Below are 15039 nucleotides of genomic sequence, written 5' to 3'. Positions count from 1 at the left end.
CTGACGCTAAACTAAAAGCTAACGCAACGCTGACTTTTCATTACCTAACCTTCATATTTCCTTCATTTTCTTTCTGTTATAACCGGTTATACTTGTCTATATCTCAGCATTTTCAATTAATTCAGCGTTATAGCTCAACTATATAGGCTGCTTCAAGTGAGCATAAAAATGGTATTCGAACTCAAGCGATTATTACGCCCGTTACCGCTGATTACGATAGCGGTTATCGCTGTTGGTGGAGCGATACTTTATTATCATTATTCATCTACCGATAACGGCAAACCTCAAACGTCCGTCAATAACGGACGTCGTAATATGCCCCAACCGCCAGTTCAGGTTGCCACTGCACTTCAACAGAATATTCCCCGCTATCTCAGTGGATTGGGCACCGTTACCGCGGCCAATACAGTGACCGTCCGCAATCGGGTTGATGGGCAAATTATGGCGATTCATTTTAATGAAGGGCAAGAAGTTAAAGCTGGCGATTTACTGGTTGAAATCGATCCCCGTCCTTTTCAGGTTCAACTGACGCAGGCCGAAGGGCAACTCGCGAATATGCAGGCAACCTTGAGTAATGCCAAACGCGATCTCAGCCGCTATCAAAAACTGATTCGTACCAATATGGTGTCACAACAACAGTTAGATACCCAAATTGCCCTGGTCAAACAAACGGAAGGAAGCCTAAAGGCTGCTCAGGGTGCCGTTGATAGTGCTAATTTACAGCTAACATACAGTAAAGTTACGGCCCCAATTTCCGGACGAGTGGGTCTAAAGTTAGCTGATGTTGGCAACTATGTAACGAGCGGTGACAGTACCGGTTTAGTGGTCATCACTCAAACTCATCCCATCGATGTGGTGTTTAATCTACCGGAAACCACCATTAGTAATATCTTACCCGCTTATAACAGCGGTACTGCATTAGAGGTTGAAGCCTGGGATAGAGAAAATAAACGGCTGATTACCCGCGGTAGCCTGCTCAGTATGGATAATCAGATCGATCCCACCACAGGGACGATAAAATTAAAGGCTCGCTTTAGTAACGACGATAACATGCTGTTTCCTAATCAGTTTGTGAATACTCAAATAAAAGTCGATACGTTAAAAAATGCCGTGGTGGTACCCACCGCTGCGATTCAGACCGGTAATAATGAAAACTTTGTCTGGTTGATCGATCAACAGAATAAAGTCAGTAAACAACCGGTTATTGTCGGTTTCCGTTCTGGTGAATTGACCGTTATCGATAAAGGCATTGAGACGGGACAACGGGTGGTCACTGACGGGGTAGACCGTTTGAAACAAGGCGTGCAGGTTGAAGTGGTTACGCCTGAGTCCCTGAAATCATCCAAACCTGCCAATCCACGCCAGCAACAGGCCGCAACCAAATGAGTACTCAAGATATTCCTCCTTCAGGCGGAGGTCCTTCCCGACTCTTTATCTTAAGGCCTGTTGCGACCACGCTACTCATGATTGCCATCTTGCTGGCTGGGATTCTTGGGTATAAAACGCTGCCAGTCTCAGCCTTACCTGAAGTTGACTATCCAACAATTCAGGTCGTGACCCTTTATCCAGGCGCCAGCCCGGATGTCACCACATCGGCCATTACTGCGCCATTAGAGCAACAATTGGGGCAGATGTCAGGATTGAAACAGATGTCATCACAGAGCTCTGGTGGCGCTTCCGTGATAACCCTGCAATTCCAGCTTGAACTGCCTTTAGATGTTGCTGAACAAGAAGTTCAAGCGGCCATAAATGCGGCCACCAACCTTCTACCCAACGATTTACCCTATCCGCCGATCTACAGCAAGGTTAACCCTGCCGATGCACCAATATTAACCCTTGCCGTTACATCGGATGCCCTACCAATGAGTCAGGTGCGGGATATGGTCGAAACCCGCATTGCCCAGAAAATATCTCAGGTTTCCGGGGTTGGTCTGGTTAGTCTGTCAGGGGGGGAACGCCCCGCAGTCAGAGTCAGCCTGAATCCTCAGGCTATGGCCGCTTATGGGCTGGATAGCGAAACCGTCCGCGCTGCCATTACCAGCGCTAACGTGAATACCGCCAAAGGGAGTTTTGATGGACCAACTCGCTCGGCTACGCTCTCGGCTAACGACCAAATGAAATCGCCGGAAGACTATCGACAACTGATTATTTTTTATCAGAACGGCGCACCTATTCGCCTGAAAGACATTGCCAGCGTTGAGGAAGGTGCGGAAAACACCCAACTGGCTGCTTGGGCTAACCAAAAACAGGCGATTATCCTGAATATTCAGCGCCAACCCGGTGCAAACGTGATTACCGCCGCAGATGGCATCCGCAATATTTTACCTCAGCTCACCGATAGCTTGCCCCACTCTGTCAACGTTCAAGTATTAACCGATCGTACCGTCACCATTCGTACCTCGATTAGCGATGTACAGTTCGAACTCTTACTGGCGGTGATTTTAGTCGTGATGGTAATTTATCTGTTCTTGCGTAATCTACCCGCCACGATAATTCCCAGCGTCTCAGTGCCGTTGTCATTAATAGGTACTTTTGCCGTGATGTACTTTCTCGGCTTCTCCATTAATAACCTGACGCTTATGGCGATGATTATCGCCGCCGGTTTTGTGGTTGATGACGCGATTGTAGTGATTGAGAATATTTCCCGCTATATCGAGCAGGGAGAAAAGCCGCTGAATGCTGCGTTGAAAGGTGCTGGCGAAATTGGCTTTACGATTATCTCCCTCACCGTTTCGCTGGTAGCAGTTCTTATTCCACTGCTGTTTATGGGGGATGTCGTCGGTCGTTTATTCCATGAATTTGCCCTAACCTTGACGGTGGCCATTCTGATTTCAGGTATTGTGTCCCTCACCTTAACGCCAATGATGTGTGCACGTCTGTTAAGTCATGAATCTCTACGTCAACAAAATCGTTTCTCATTAGCCTGCGAACGTTTTTTTGAACGTATTATTAACGGCTATGGTCGTTATCTGACCGTAGTATTGAGACATCAATGGCTCACCCTTTCCGTGGCTGGCGGAACACTGGCCTTAACCATTTTACTGTATCTGTTTATCCCTAAAGGCTTCTTTCCTTTACAGGATAATGGCTTGATTCAGGGCTCCCTTGAAGCGCCTCAATCGATTTCATTTTCAGCCATGGCTAAACGCCAGCAAGAAGTCTCCGCCATTATTCTGCAAGACCCGGATGTTGAAAGCCTCTCTTCCTTTATCGGCGTAGACGGTAGCAATGCCACCTTGAATAACGGCCGTTTGCAAATCAACCTGAAACCATTGAGCCAGCGTAGTGCTCGAGCACCTGAAATTATCGAGCGTTTACAGCATAATGTGCAGGCCGTTCCCGGTATCACCCTGTATCTGCAACCAGTGCAGGATTTAACCATTGAAGACCGTATCAGTCGCACCCAATATCAGTTCACACTACAAACCATGTCGCTTGAGCAATTAAGCCTCTGGGTGCCTAAATTACTGGAACGACTCAAGCAACTGCCGGAGTTAACCGATGTCACCAGCGATTGGCAAGATCAGGGTTTAGTTGCCTATGTGAATGTCAATCGAGATGATGCCAGCCGCTTAGGCATCAATATGACCAGCATTGATAACGCCTTATATAATGCTTTTGGTCAGCGACTGATCTCAACAATTTATACTCAGGCCAACCAATATCGCGTTGTTCTGGAACAAACTATTGATAAAGAACGGTTATATGACGCTTTTGATAACATTTATCTGAAGAATAGTGCTGGGCAATCCATCCGTTTAACCAGTATTGCCAAGATTGAAGAGCGTTTGGGCCCGCTTTCGGTTAACCGGATATCCCAGTTCCCATCCGCGACTATCTCTTTTAACCTGCCAAAGGGCGCGTCTCTGGGTGAGGCAACCAAAGCCATTACTCAGGCAGAAAAAGATCTGAACTTCCCAGCGGATATCACGACACAGTTTCAGGGAGCTACACTGGCATTTCAGGCCTCTCTCAGCAGCACCCTTTGGCTGATTCTTGCCGCCATTGTCACCATGTATATTGTGTTGGGAGTACTGTATGAAAGCTTTATCCATCCGGTCACCATTTTATCTACTCTGCCAAGTGCCGGTGTCGGTGCTTTACTGGCACTGATCCTGTCAGGACAGGAACTGGATATCATCGCGATTATTGGCATCATCCTGCTGATCGGCATTGTGAAAAAGAACGCCATCATGATGATCGACTTTGCTCTTGCTGCCGAACGGGAACAAGGCAAAAGCCCTTACGATGCGATTTATCAAGCCTGTCTGCTGCGCTTCCGCCCTATTCTGATGACCACCATGGCCGCACTGCTTGGTGCATTGCCCTTAATGTTAAGTACCGGAATGGGCGCTGAATTACGTCAGCCGCTGGGAATTTGTATGGTTGGCGGTTTACTGGTAAGTCAGGTATTAACCCTGTTTACCACCCCAGTGATCTATCTGATGTTCGATCGCTTTAGCCGCAATAATAAGCCGGTAGCGCCACGCGCTGAAACCACCGAGGCAGGCGTATAACATGAAATTTTATGCCCTGTTTATCAACCGCCCGGTAGCCACAATCCTACTGACGTTAGGCATTATTCTCAGTGGTCTTATTGGTTTTAAACTGCTGCCGGTTTCACCGTTGCCTCAAATTGATTTCCCGGTTATCTCCGTTAGCGCATCGCTACCCGGTGCATCACCGGAAACCATGGCTTCCTCCATTGCCACGCCTTTAGAGCGCTCCCTTGGCACCATTGCTGGCGTTAACGAAATGACCTCCAGCAGCTCGCTGGGCAGTACTCGCATCATTTTGCAGTTTGATATGGATCGTGACATCAACGGTGCCGCTCGTGATGTACAAGCCGCTATTAACGCCGCGCAAAACTTGTTACCCAGCGGAATGCCGTCAAGGCCGACTTATCGCAAGGCCAATCCTTCCGATGCGCCGATTATGATTCTGACATTAACCTCAGACGTCTATAGTCAGGGAGAATTGTACGACTATGCATCGACCCAGTTAGCACAAAAGATTTCTCAGTTGGAAGGCGTTGGCGATGTATCCGTCGGCGGTAGCTCCTTACCGGCAGTTCGCGTTCAACTCAATCCTCAAGCCTTATTTAATCAGGGCGTATCACTGGATGCGGTACGAAACGCCATTAGCCAAGCCAACGTACGTAAACCTCAAGGTTATCTCAAACTGGATAGCCAAAACTGGCAAGTTCAGACTAATGATGAAATTAAAGCGGCTGATGATTATCGCCCTATTATTGTTCACTACAATAATAATACCCCGGTTAGATTAAGTGATGTGGCAACCGTAACCGACTCGGTACAGGACGTACGCAATGCCGGTATGGCCAACGGTATCCCGGCCATTCTGATTATGATTCGGCGCTCTGCCGATGCGAATATTATTGATACCGTTGACCGCATTCGAGCCGAGATGCCCGAGCTGCAATCCTATATTCCCGCATCGATTAATCTGGCGATTGCTCAAGACCGCTCGCCAACCATCCGCGCTTCGTTATCTGAAGTAGAACGCGCGTTAGCCATCGCTGTCGCACTGGTAATTCTGGTGGTGTTCCTGTTCTTACGTTCTGGTCGCGCTACCCTGATTCCCGCCGTTGCAGTGCCAGTTTCATTAATCGGTACCTGTGCCGCCATGTATATGCTGGGATTCAGTCTGAATAATCTGTCATTAATGGCTTTAACCATCGCGACAGGTTTTGTGGTTGATGATGCCATTGTGGTACTGGAGAATATTTCCCGCCATATTGAGGCTGGGATGAAACCCTTTGATGCCGCACTAAAAGGCGTGAGCGAGGTTGGTTTTACCGTACTCTCCATGAGCCTGTCATTAGTGGCGGTATTTATTCCGTTGCTCTTTATGAGCGGCCTGCCAGGACGACTGTTTAGTGAGTTCGCAATTTCCCTTACGGTAGCTATCGCTATCTCTCTGGTGGTTTCCCTGACCTTAACGCCAATGATGTGTGCCCGATTACTAAAAGCACGCAATCCGCAGCATCCACGGCCATCGGTGGGTTTCGGCCGGGTTATTCTAGCCCTACAGCAAAGCTATGCTCGTTCCCTCAATTGGATACTGAATCATGCGCGTTTAGTGCTTGTGGTATTTATCAGCACCGTGATACTCAATATCTGGCTGTATATGAACGTCCCAAAAACCTTTTTTCCTGAGCAGGATACCGGTCGATTAATGGGGTTTGTTCAGGCTGATCAAAGTATTTCCTTCCAGTCGATGAAGAAAAAGATGGAAACCCTGATGAAAATCGTCAGCAGCGATCCGGATGTTGATAATGTCACCGGATTCACCGGAGGTTCACGCACTAACAGCGGCTCGATGTTTATCTCTCTCAAACCACTCACTGAGCGAAAAGATACGGCTCAGCAAGTGATTAACCGACTGCGCGGCAAATTATCCCAAGAGCCTGGCGCCAGCCTATTTCTAATGGCGGTACAAGATGTACGAGCCGGAGGTCGGCAGTCCAATGCCGGTTATCAATATACGCTACTGTCTGATGATTTGAGCACCTTACGCCAGTGGGAACCGAAGATACGCACCGCTTTCGCAGCCCTACCGGAATTGGCCGATGTTAACTCTGATCAACAAGATAAGGGCGCTGAAATTGCCATTATCTACAATAGAGAAAGCATGGCGCGATTAGGTATTGATGTATCGGATGCCAATGCGCTGCTGAATAATGCCTTTGGACAACGACAAATTTCAACCATCTATCAACCGCTAAACCAATATAAAGTGGTGATGGAGGTGGCGCCGCAATATGCTCAGGATCAGAGTGCATTAGAGAAAATGTTTGTGATTAACAAGGAAGGTAAATCCATTCCCCTGTCCTATTTTGCCCAATGGATGCCGTCCAATGCCCCGCTTTCGGTTAACCATCAGGGACTTTCTGCCGCCTCCACCGTTTCGTTTAATCTGGCTGACGGTTACTCACTTTCAGAAGCAACCAACGCCATTGAACGTACCATGACGGCATTAGGCGTACCGAACACCATCAGAGGATCGTTTGCCGGTACCGCGCAGGTGTTTCAGGAGATGCTAAGCGCTCAAATTTTCCTGATTATTGCCGCTATCGCCACCGTGTATATTGTTTTGGGTATTCTTTATGAAAGTTATATCCATCCATTAACCATCCTCTCTACGCTCCCGTCTGCGGGCATCGGAGCAATACTTGCGCTGGAGCTTTTCAAGACGCCATTTAGTCTGATCGCCTTAATCGGCATTATGTTGTTAATCGGTCTGGTAAAGAAAAATGCCATTATGATGGTCGATTTCGCCCTGTCGGCTGAACGAGAGGGGCAGTTAACGCCGCGTGAGGCGATTTTTCAGGCCTGTCTGTTACGTTTTCGCCCTATTATGATGACAACTTTGGCAGCTATTTTTGGCGCGATACCTTTGGTATTAGGCAGCGGCGACGGTGCTGAACTCCGTCAACCGTTAGGGATCACCATTGTTGGTGGTCTGGTGATGAGCCAATTACTAACCTTGTATACCACACCGGTGATTTATCTCTATTTTGACCGTTTGAGCCAATGGTTTAAACGTCGCCGTGTATCAAAGAGCTTGGTTCACCGCACATTTTCCAACTGATAATAATAATGATTCCGATTAGAATGGTGAGAATATCAGCAGGGGCAGAATAAAATGAAGAATTCAACAACGGGTGTGCGCTGGCAACTGTGGATTGTGGCACTGGGATTCTTTATGCAATCTTTAGATACTACTATCCTTAACACCGCACTACCGTCAATGGCCCAGAGTTTGAATGAAAGTCCATTGCAAATGCAGTCAGTTATTGTTGCCTATATTTTAACCGTTGCGGTGGGTTTACCGGCCAGTGGCTGGCTGGCCGATCGTATTGGGGTAAAATGGGTATTTCTGTCGGCCATCGTGCTGTTCACGCTAGGCTCGTTGCTCTGCGCCCAGTCGGAAACGCTGGCCGAACTGGTTCGTTCCCGCGTAATTCAGGGAATTGGTGGAGCGATGATGGTTCCCGTCGGTAGGCTGACGGTAATGAAAATTGTTCCTCGTGAGCAGTATATGGCCGCCATGACCTTTGTTACCCTGCCCGGTCAGGTGGGTCCATTAATGGGCCCCGCTCTGGGTGGTTTTCTGGTGGAATACGCCAGTTGGCACTGGATTTTTCTGATTAATATTCCCGTCGGTATTATCGGGGTGCTGGCAACGCTCTATTTTATGCCTAATTACAAAATGCCGCCGCGCCCGTTTGATCTTATCGGATTCGGCTTACTGGCCATTGGTATGGCAACCATCACCCTATCTCTGGATGGACACGCCGGCTTAGGCCTGACGCCTGCTACTATTTTGCTGCTATGCGCCTGTGGCATTAGTGCGCTGGGAATTTATTGGTTATATGCCCGGCGAGCAAAAGCGCCGCTGTTTAACCTAGCGATGTTCAAGATCCCCACCTTCTCTTTGGGTTTAAGCGGAAGTTTACTGGCTAGAATTGGTAGCGGAATGATGCCATTTATGACCCCGTTGTTTCTGCAGGTCGGTCTGGGATTTACTCCATTGAACGCCGGACTCATGATGATTCCGATGATTATTGGCAGTATGTGTATTAAACGGCTGGTGGTGCAAATTGTGAATCGTTTTGGCTATCGCGCCGTTCTCAGTATTGCTACGCTGGTCTTACCGGTGATTACCTTGTTGATTCCTATCGCAGGTATATTGGGCTGGTACTGGCTGCTGCCGTTTATTTTATTCTTTTTAGGCGTGACCAATGCAGTACGTTTTTCCACCATGAATACGCTAACCCTGAAAGACTTACCCGATGAGTTAGCCAGCGGTGGTAACAGTCTGTTATCTATGGTCATGCAATTATCTATGAGCCTTGGTGTCAGCATTGCTGGTATTTTGCTGGGCGTTTTCTCCGTGCACCAGATTAATGTCGGTAGCACAGATATCCAAATGGCGTTCCTGTATACCTACTTATGTATTGGCCTGCTTATGCTGATACCGACCTTGGTGTTTGCTCGGGTTCCGAAAGATGAAGCCAAAAACCTGACGCTGGGGTCTCGACGAAAAAAGGATAAAAATGCCTAACCACCACGGAAACCGCACCTGATGAAAATAGGGATCACCGGTAAACTATTTTTTGCCATTCTGGCAACCTGCATGCTGATACTCATCACCATGAACTGGGGTGCACGTATCAGCTTTGAACGAGGATTTACCGATTATATTCGTTCCAGTAATGAACAGCGTCTGAACCTGTTGAGCCATGCCTTAGCAGAACGTTATCGCCATGAAGGAAACTGGCGCTTTATACAGCGCAATGAAAAGGTGATCTATCAGTTATTACGTTCATTTGAGCAAAATGACGACCAACGTGATGAACCACCGCTTCCCCCTCAGGGATGGCGTGCCCCGTTCTGGATATTTGATACCCAGGGACGCATGTTGGCCGGTTCATCTCATCCCGTTCCGCAACAGGCTAACCGTAAAGCCATTATGCTGGATGGTGAAGCTATTGGCTGGATAGTTGGAATGCCCAGCGAAAAATTAACCCGCAGTACCGATATTAATTTCGCCAAACAGCAAAATCGTACCAGTTGGATTCTGATTGGCCTCTCCACGCTATTGGCGGCTATTGTTACCCTATTGGTTTCCCGCAGTTTACTCTCGCGAGTGAAACATTTGATGGCCGCCACTCACCATTTGGCCGCCGGGGATTTCTCAGCCCGCGTTCCGGTAACCAGTCGAGATGAATTGGGCACTTTGGCTAATGATTTTAACCAACTCGCCAAAACGCTGGAAAAAAATGAGCGAATGCGCCGAGCGTTTATTGCCGACGTCTCCCATGAGCTCAGAACTCCGCTGGCAGTATTACAGGGTGAGTTGGAGGCACTGGAAGATGGTGTCAGGCAGCTCACCCCAACATCTCTGCATTCGCTACAGGCTGAGGTGCGCTCCCTGACTAAGTTGGTTAACGATCTGCACCAGCTCTCCCTTTCCGATCTCGGTGCCCTGACCTATAGAAAGAGCAATCTTGACGTTATTGCACTACTCAATCTGGCTATTGCGGCCTATCGTGGGCGCTTTGAAAATAAAGGCCTGTCAATTGAGGTAGAGCTACCGCCGAGCGCGATGCTATTTGGCGATCCGGATCGCTTATCTCAGCTATTTAATAATCTACTGGAAAATAGCCTGCGTTATACCGATGCGATGAATAACCACACCAGTGGAAAACTCAAAATCTCCGCTAGCCAGACGAAAGACCAGCTCTTATTACTCTGGCAAGACTCCGCTCCCGGCGTAACCGATGAGCAATTGGAGCAAATTTTTGAGCGCTTTTATCGCACCGAAACCTCACGTAATCGGGCCAGCGGCGGCTCTGGCTTAGGGTTATCTATTTGTTGGAATATAGTCGATGCTCACGATGGCCAGATCAGCGCAACACATTCGCCTTTAGGGGGACTGGAAATTAAACTATTCTTACCTTTAGCCTCAGATACCAGCACGCTATGACTATGGTTGAAAGTTTATCATTATCCGGCACAGATCTACCGCCGATATTAATTGTCGAAGATGAACCCAAACTCGGCTTATTGTTGGTTGATTATCTTCAGGCCGCCGGATATCAAACCTACTTAATCGCCAATGGGCTTGAAGTGGTTGACTATGTTCGCCAATTTCCACCATCGCTGATTTTACTGGACTTGATGTTGCCCGGCATTGACGGTATTAGCCTATGCCGGGAAATTCGTACCTTTTCTGATGTTCCCATTGTGATGGTTACCGCTAAAACGGAAGAGATAGACCGGCTTTCAGGTCTGGAAATCGGAGCAGATGACTATATCTGTAAACCTTATAGTCCTCGGGAAGTGGTTGCCCGAGTGAAAACGATTATTAAGCGCTGCTATCAGGCACCACGACTTATTCCCCAAACTGCTCAAGAGATGCAGTTGGATGAATCACAATTTCAGGTGCGTTATAACAATATGACCTTGGATCTCACCTCAGCCGAATTCCGCTTATTGAAAACGCTCTTCTCCCATGCCGGGCAAGTATTAACCCGGGAGTCATTGCTGGATAATCTCTATAATGACTATCGCGTCGTCACCGACCGAACCGTCGACAGTCATATCAAAAACCTGCGCCGTAAACTGGAAGTATTTGCCCCAGAAAAAACATTTATTCGCTCAGTTTATGGTTTAGGCTATCGCTGGGAGGGGTAAATAGATATTATCTGGGGGTCATTTAATGGAGCAATATAACAGGAGTTATTGGTTTAATGAGTTCAGCAATCCGAATATCCTTACTGACTTTGGCTATTGGTGCCTTATATTTTCCTGCTGCGAATGCTTCAGAAAGCTGCCCCATCACCAAAGAAACCAATGACAATAATCATCTGGCTCTGCTCAGCATCCCTTCCTTCAATCATGCTCGTGAAATTGAAACCGTTACTGAACGGGATAATACCGGGTCATTTTACTATTTTAAGTTTAACTATGATCGCTGCGGACAGTTGCAATCTATGTATGCTCAAATCTCCAAAAATGAGCAACGCTTTAGAATTGATTCAGTCTATGATGTCCGCAAAACCGCCGATGGCTGGAAAAATAGTTACAACGTCACGTTAATTGGTCTAAATAAACTGTTGTATGCCCGGGAAGGCAATATCCTTTATGGCGTCAATCAACAGGGGTTGATTACCCACTCTACCGATAGCTTTATTTCCGGTGGTGAAGGGAAAGTGGAGCAAGGCGTTACCAATGGCAGCTATACAATTGATGACCTTAATCGCATGGCCTACAGTCAACTTACCGGCAGTGATGAAACCGTCAACGGTGAATACCGATTCTTCTATAACGCCAATAATATGCCCTCTTTTCTGACGACCCCTTCCGTTAACATCTCTTACTTGTATGATGCCCAAAATCGCAATAATAGAATGATAGAAACAACGGTGTCTCCCTACTATCTTGGCAATAAGCTGACCGACTGTACTGAGTGGAATAGCCAGAATGACTGTACCCGTTCAGTTTCCCGTGAAATAGAGTTGTTCCCCACCTATGCTATTGACCGCCAAACGACACTGCGTTCAACCTATAGCTATTGGTCAGATTAAAGGATAACGACGCCAATACGCTATTGCTCTTGGGATGAATAACGTTTCCACCATTGCCATTCGCCCTGACCAAGTCTACAATTCCCGCCCTGGGAATTACCCCAACGTTGTCCCCCTTGGGGACGACACTGACTTGTGATCAGACAAAGAGAAATCAATATGTTCAAACCGGAATTACTTTCTCCGGCCGGTACGCTGAAAAACATGCGTTACGCCTTTGCTTATGGCGCAGATGCAGTTTATGCCGGTCAGCCTCGCTACAGCCTGCGGGTACGCAATAACGAATTTAACCATCAGAATCTGGAACTCGGTATTAATGAGGCCCATGCGTTGGGTAAAAAATTCTATGTGGTGGTAAATATTGCCCCGCATAACTCCAAGCTTAAAACCTTTATTCGCGACCTGACACCGGTAGTGGAAATGGGGCCTGATGCCCTGATTATGTCCGATCCTGGACTGATTATGATGGTGCGTGAAGCCTTCCCTGATATGGATATTCACCTTTCTGTTCAGGCGAATGCCGTCAACTGGGCCACGGTGAAATTCTGGAAACAGATGGGGCTGACTCGGGTGATCCTGTCTCGCGAGCTCTCTTTAGAAGAGATTGAAGAAATTCGCCAACATGTACCAGAGATGGAACTGGAAACCTTCGTTCATGGTGCTCTGTGTATGGCCTATTCCGGCCGTTGCCTGCTTTCCGGCTATATCAATAAACGCGACCCTAATCAGGGAACCTGCACCAACGCCTGTCGTTGGGAGTATAAGGTTGAAGAAGGTAAAGAAGATGACACCGGTAATATCGTGCATATTCACGAACCGATTCAAGTCAAAAACGTTGAACCTACGCTAGGTGCTGGCGCGCCAACGGATAAAGTGTTTATGATTGAAGAAGCCATGCGTCCGGGCGAGTATATGAGCGCCTTTGAAGATGAGCACGGCACCTACATTATGAACTCCAAAGATCTACGCGCAGTCCAGCACGTAGAGCGCCTGACTCAATTAGGCGTACATTCATTAAAAATTGAAGGCCGAACTAAATCCTTCTATTACTGTGCCCGTACCGCGCAAGTCTATCGCCGAGCTATTGACGATGCGGTTGCCGGTAAACCCTTTGATGAATCACTGATGAGCACACTGGAATCCTTAGCCCACCGTGGCTATACCGAAGGCTTCCTACGCCGCCATGTGCATGATGAACACCAGAATTATGATTACGGTTACTCTATTTCCGATAGCCAACAGTTCGTTGGGGAATTTACCGGTGAACGCCGGAATGGTTTAGCTGCGGTTGATGTAAAAAATAAATTTTCCGTTGGTGACAGCGTAGAAATGATGACGCCTCAGGGCAATGTCCACTTCACGATTGAAACTATGGAAACCGTGAAAGGTCAGCCAACCGACGTTGCACCAGGAAATGGACATGTTGTTTATCTACCGGTGCCAGATGATATGAATCTGGAATATGCTCTGTTAATGCGCAATCTGGGCGCTAATAGTAATACGCGTAACCCGCATAGTGCATAAGATCTAATTTTTACCATCAAAGTTGATAAAAAATCGGCTTTAATTGTCAATTATTAGAAACAGATCACATCTATTAGCAAAAAAATGGACTACTATCTCAGTCCTAAAGATTAATAACTAGTTGTGTTCCTATTATTCATTTAATAGAAACCACCTCCTTACCAGTCCAATCTCCCTTGGGCTGGTTTCTTTTTTTTAGCCCTTGTAAACCTACTTCCCGCTCAATATTTACAACAATCCTTTTCTTTTTATTTGATAGCCGGTTTCAGAAATAATTCTCAGACTTAGCTTAACCGTGAGTTTCACGGCTATCCTGCGGCGCCTGCTCCCGTTCAAGCATGCCATAGTCGCGTACCACGCCAGCGATCCTTAATCGATAATCGTTAAAAATTGATTTTCTACCGGCTATCTGAGCCTGTCGGTGCAACTCCAGATCGCGCCATTGTGCTACTGCCTCTTCATCACGCCAAAATGAAAGAGAAAGCAGCTTGCCCGGTTCAGAAAGACTTTCGAATCGCTCAATTGAAATAAACCCGTCAACCTCACTCAGTAACGGTTTTAATCCAGCGGCAAGATCGAGGTATGTCGATTTCAGCCCCTCTTTAACCTGTACTTCAAAGATAACTGCGATCATAAATAATGCCCTTTATTGTTAACGCCATAAAATGCGGTAATACACTAAACTTGAGTCATTGAATGAAAATCATCTTAAATGAAAAGCGAAGAAGGGTCATTATCGGATCAGAACTAAAAATGGGATGACCCTAAAGTCATCCCGAAATAAAGGAATGGATAATTCAAAAATGAGGGAGAATTAAAAATGATGAAATTTAGCTATCTTTAAGCTGATCTTGAACTTTGCTGATGGCATCAAGCGCGCACTGTTGATCAAGATGACCGCCTGGTGCACCACCAATACCAATAGCGCCAATCGTTTGTGTACCCACTTTTATCGGTACACCGCCAGCGACTAACAAGAAGCCCGGAATATCACGTAAGTTTTGAGCACCGGCATTAGCCTGTGAATTTTTAGTCACATCATCCGTCGCGGTCTTAGTCGAGAGTGCGGTAAACGCTTTCATCCGGCTGGCTTCAACCGTATGTGGGCCGGCATTGTCCATACGTTTTGTGATTTTCACCACCCCAGCCCGATCCACGACAGTCACGGTAATATTGTAATTATTGGCGCTACAAGATTGAATGGCGTGTTGCGCCAGTTGATCGGCCAATTCAAGAGAGAGGTTTTTCTCATTCAATACACCACTGGCAAAGCTGGCGGAAGCAATACTGCTGCTCATCAATACCGCAGCGAATAGCAAACGTTTCTTCATAGATTTGTACCTTCTCATAGACAATACAATGGATTAGTTCATATCTATAAAATAGGCAGAGTACTG

General features: G+C 47.1%; 10 protein-coding genes. 8 read left to right on the top strand and 2 right to left on the bottom strand.

Features of this window, described 5'->3' with window-relative positions; all coding sequences use genetic code 11:
• Nucleotides 1-168: 168 nt before the first annotated feature.
• The 8 genes from EL341_RS08135 to trhP all read left to right on the top strand — a co-directional run bounded on the left by EL341_RS08135 (nucleotide 169) and on the right by trhP (nucleotide 13642).
• Nucleotides 169-1386, top strand: a complete 1218-nt coding sequence (locus EL341_RS08135) for an MdtA/MuxA family multidrug efflux RND transporter periplasmic adaptor subunit (RefSeq protein ID WP_114986584.1) — start codon at nucleotides 169-171, stop codon at nucleotides 1384-1386.
• Nucleotides 1383-4517 carry an MdtB/MuxB family multidrug efflux RND transporter permease subunit gene (locus EL341_RS08130; RefSeq protein ID WP_114986583.1) on the top strand — a complete coding sequence of 1045 codons (3135 nt, stop codon included), beginning with the start codon at nucleotides 1383-1385 and terminating at the stop codon, nucleotides 4515-4517. Before EL341_RS08135 ends, EL341_RS08130 begins: the two co-directional genes overlap by 4 nt.
• A 1-nt stretch (nucleotide 4518) precedes the next feature.
• Nucleotides 4519-7614: a multidrug efflux RND transporter permease subunit MdtC gene (mdtC, locus tag EL341_RS08125; RefSeq protein ID WP_126467553.1), complete on the top strand. Its 3096-nt coding sequence runs from the start codon at nucleotides 4519-4521 to the stop codon at nucleotides 7612-7614.
• A gap of 54 nt (nucleotides 7615-7668) precedes the next feature.
• The gene (gene mdtD, locus EL341_RS08120) at nucleotides 7669-9090 is read left to right on the top strand and encodes a multidrug transporter subunit MdtD (RefSeq protein ID WP_126467551.1); all 1422 of its coding nucleotides are present in this window, start codon (nucleotides 7669-7671) and stop codon (nucleotides 9088-9090) included.
• A 21-nt stretch (nucleotides 9091-9111) separates the two neighbouring features.
• On the top strand, nucleotides 9112-10515 hold the full coding sequence (gene baeS / locus EL341_RS08115; RefSeq protein WP_126467549.1) for an envelope stress sensor histidine kinase BaeS: 1404 nt from the start codon (nucleotides 9112-9114) through the stop codon (nucleotides 10513-10515).
• Nucleotides 10516-10517: 2 nt separating this feature from the next.
• Nucleotides 10518-11225, top strand: a complete 708-nt coding sequence (gene baeR, locus EL341_RS08110) for an envelope stress response regulator BaeR (RefSeq protein WP_408634892.1) — start codon at nucleotides 10518-10520, stop codon at nucleotides 11223-11225.
• A 56-nt stretch (nucleotides 11226-11281) separates the two neighbouring features.
• Nucleotides 11282-12118, top strand: coding sequence for a hypothetical protein (locus EL341_RS08105; protein WP_126467545.1), 837 nt, complete (start codon nucleotides 11282-11284; stop codon nucleotides 12116-12118).
• 159 nt (nucleotides 12119-12277) lie between these two features.
• The gene (gene trhP, locus EL341_RS08100) at nucleotides 12278-13642 is read left to right on the top strand and encodes a prephenate-dependent tRNA uridine(34) hydroxylase TrhP (RefSeq protein ID WP_047780919.1); all 1365 of its coding nucleotides are present in this window, start codon (nucleotides 12278-12280) and stop codon (nucleotides 13640-13642) included.
• Nucleotides 13643-13931: 289 nt separating this feature from the next.
• Here the strand turns inward: trhP and EL341_RS08095 are convergent, their stop codons facing one another.
• Both EL341_RS08095 and EL341_RS08090 read right to left on the bottom strand, forming a co-directional pair.
• Nucleotides 13932-14276, bottom strand: coding sequence for an antibiotic biosynthesis monooxygenase family protein (locus tag EL341_RS08095; RefSeq protein WP_126467544.1), 345 nt, complete (start codon nucleotides 14274-14276; stop codon nucleotides 13932-13934).
• Nucleotides 14277-14472: 196 nt separating this feature from the next.
• Nucleotides 14473-14973, bottom strand: coding sequence for a GlcG/HbpS family heme-binding protein (locus EL341_RS08090; RefSeq protein WP_126467542.1), 501 nt, complete (start codon nucleotides 14971-14973; stop codon nucleotides 14473-14475).
• Nucleotides 14974-15039 lie beyond the last annotated feature (66 nt).

Source organism: Pragia fontium (assembly GCF_900638655.1).
Lineage (GTDB): Bacteria > Pseudomonadota > Gammaproteobacteria > Enterobacterales > Enterobacteriaceae > Pragia > Pragia fontium.
Note: the sequence above shows the minus strand (reverse complement) of the source record. Positions and strands in the feature narration are given on the sequence as shown.

Excerpts from the sequence above, each read along its gene's own strand:
- EL341_RS08135 (WP_114986584.1), top strand. The coding sequence starts at position 169 with ATGGTATTCGAACTCAAGCGATTATTACGCCCGTTACCGCTGATTACG.
- EL341_RS08130 (WP_114986583.1), top strand. The coding sequence starts at position 1,383 with ATGAGTACTCAAGATATTCCTCCTTCAGGCGGAGGTCCTTCCCGACTC.
- mdtC (WP_126467553.1), top strand. The coding sequence starts at position 4,519 with ATGAAATTTTATGCCCTGTTTATCAACCGCCCGGTAGCCACAATCCTA.
- mdtD (WP_126467551.1), top strand. The coding sequence starts at position 7,669 with ATGAAGAATTCAACAACGGGTGTGCGCTGGCAACTGTGGATTGTGGCA.
- baeS (WP_126467549.1), top strand. The coding sequence starts at position 9,112 with ATGAAAATAGGGATCACCGGTAAACTATTTTTTGCCATTCTGGCAACC.
- baeR (WP_408634892.1), top strand. The coding sequence starts at position 10,518 with ATGGTTGAAAGTTTATCATTATCCGGCACAGATCTACCGCCGATATTA.
- EL341_RS08105 (WP_126467545.1), top strand. The coding sequence starts at position 11,282 with ATGAGTTCAGCAATCCGAATATCCTTACTGACTTTGGCTATTGGTGCC.
- trhP (WP_047780919.1), top strand. The coding sequence starts at position 12,278 with ATGTTCAAACCGGAATTACTTTCTCCGGCCGGTACGCTGAAAAACATG.
- EL341_RS08095 (WP_126467544.1), bottom strand. The coding sequence starts at position 14,276 with ATGATCGCAGTTATCTTTGAAGTACAGGTTAAAGAGGGGCTGAAATCG.
- EL341_RS08090 (WP_126467542.1), bottom strand. The coding sequence starts at position 14,973 with ATGAAGAAACGTTTGCTATTCGCTGCGGTATTGATGAGCAGCAGTATT.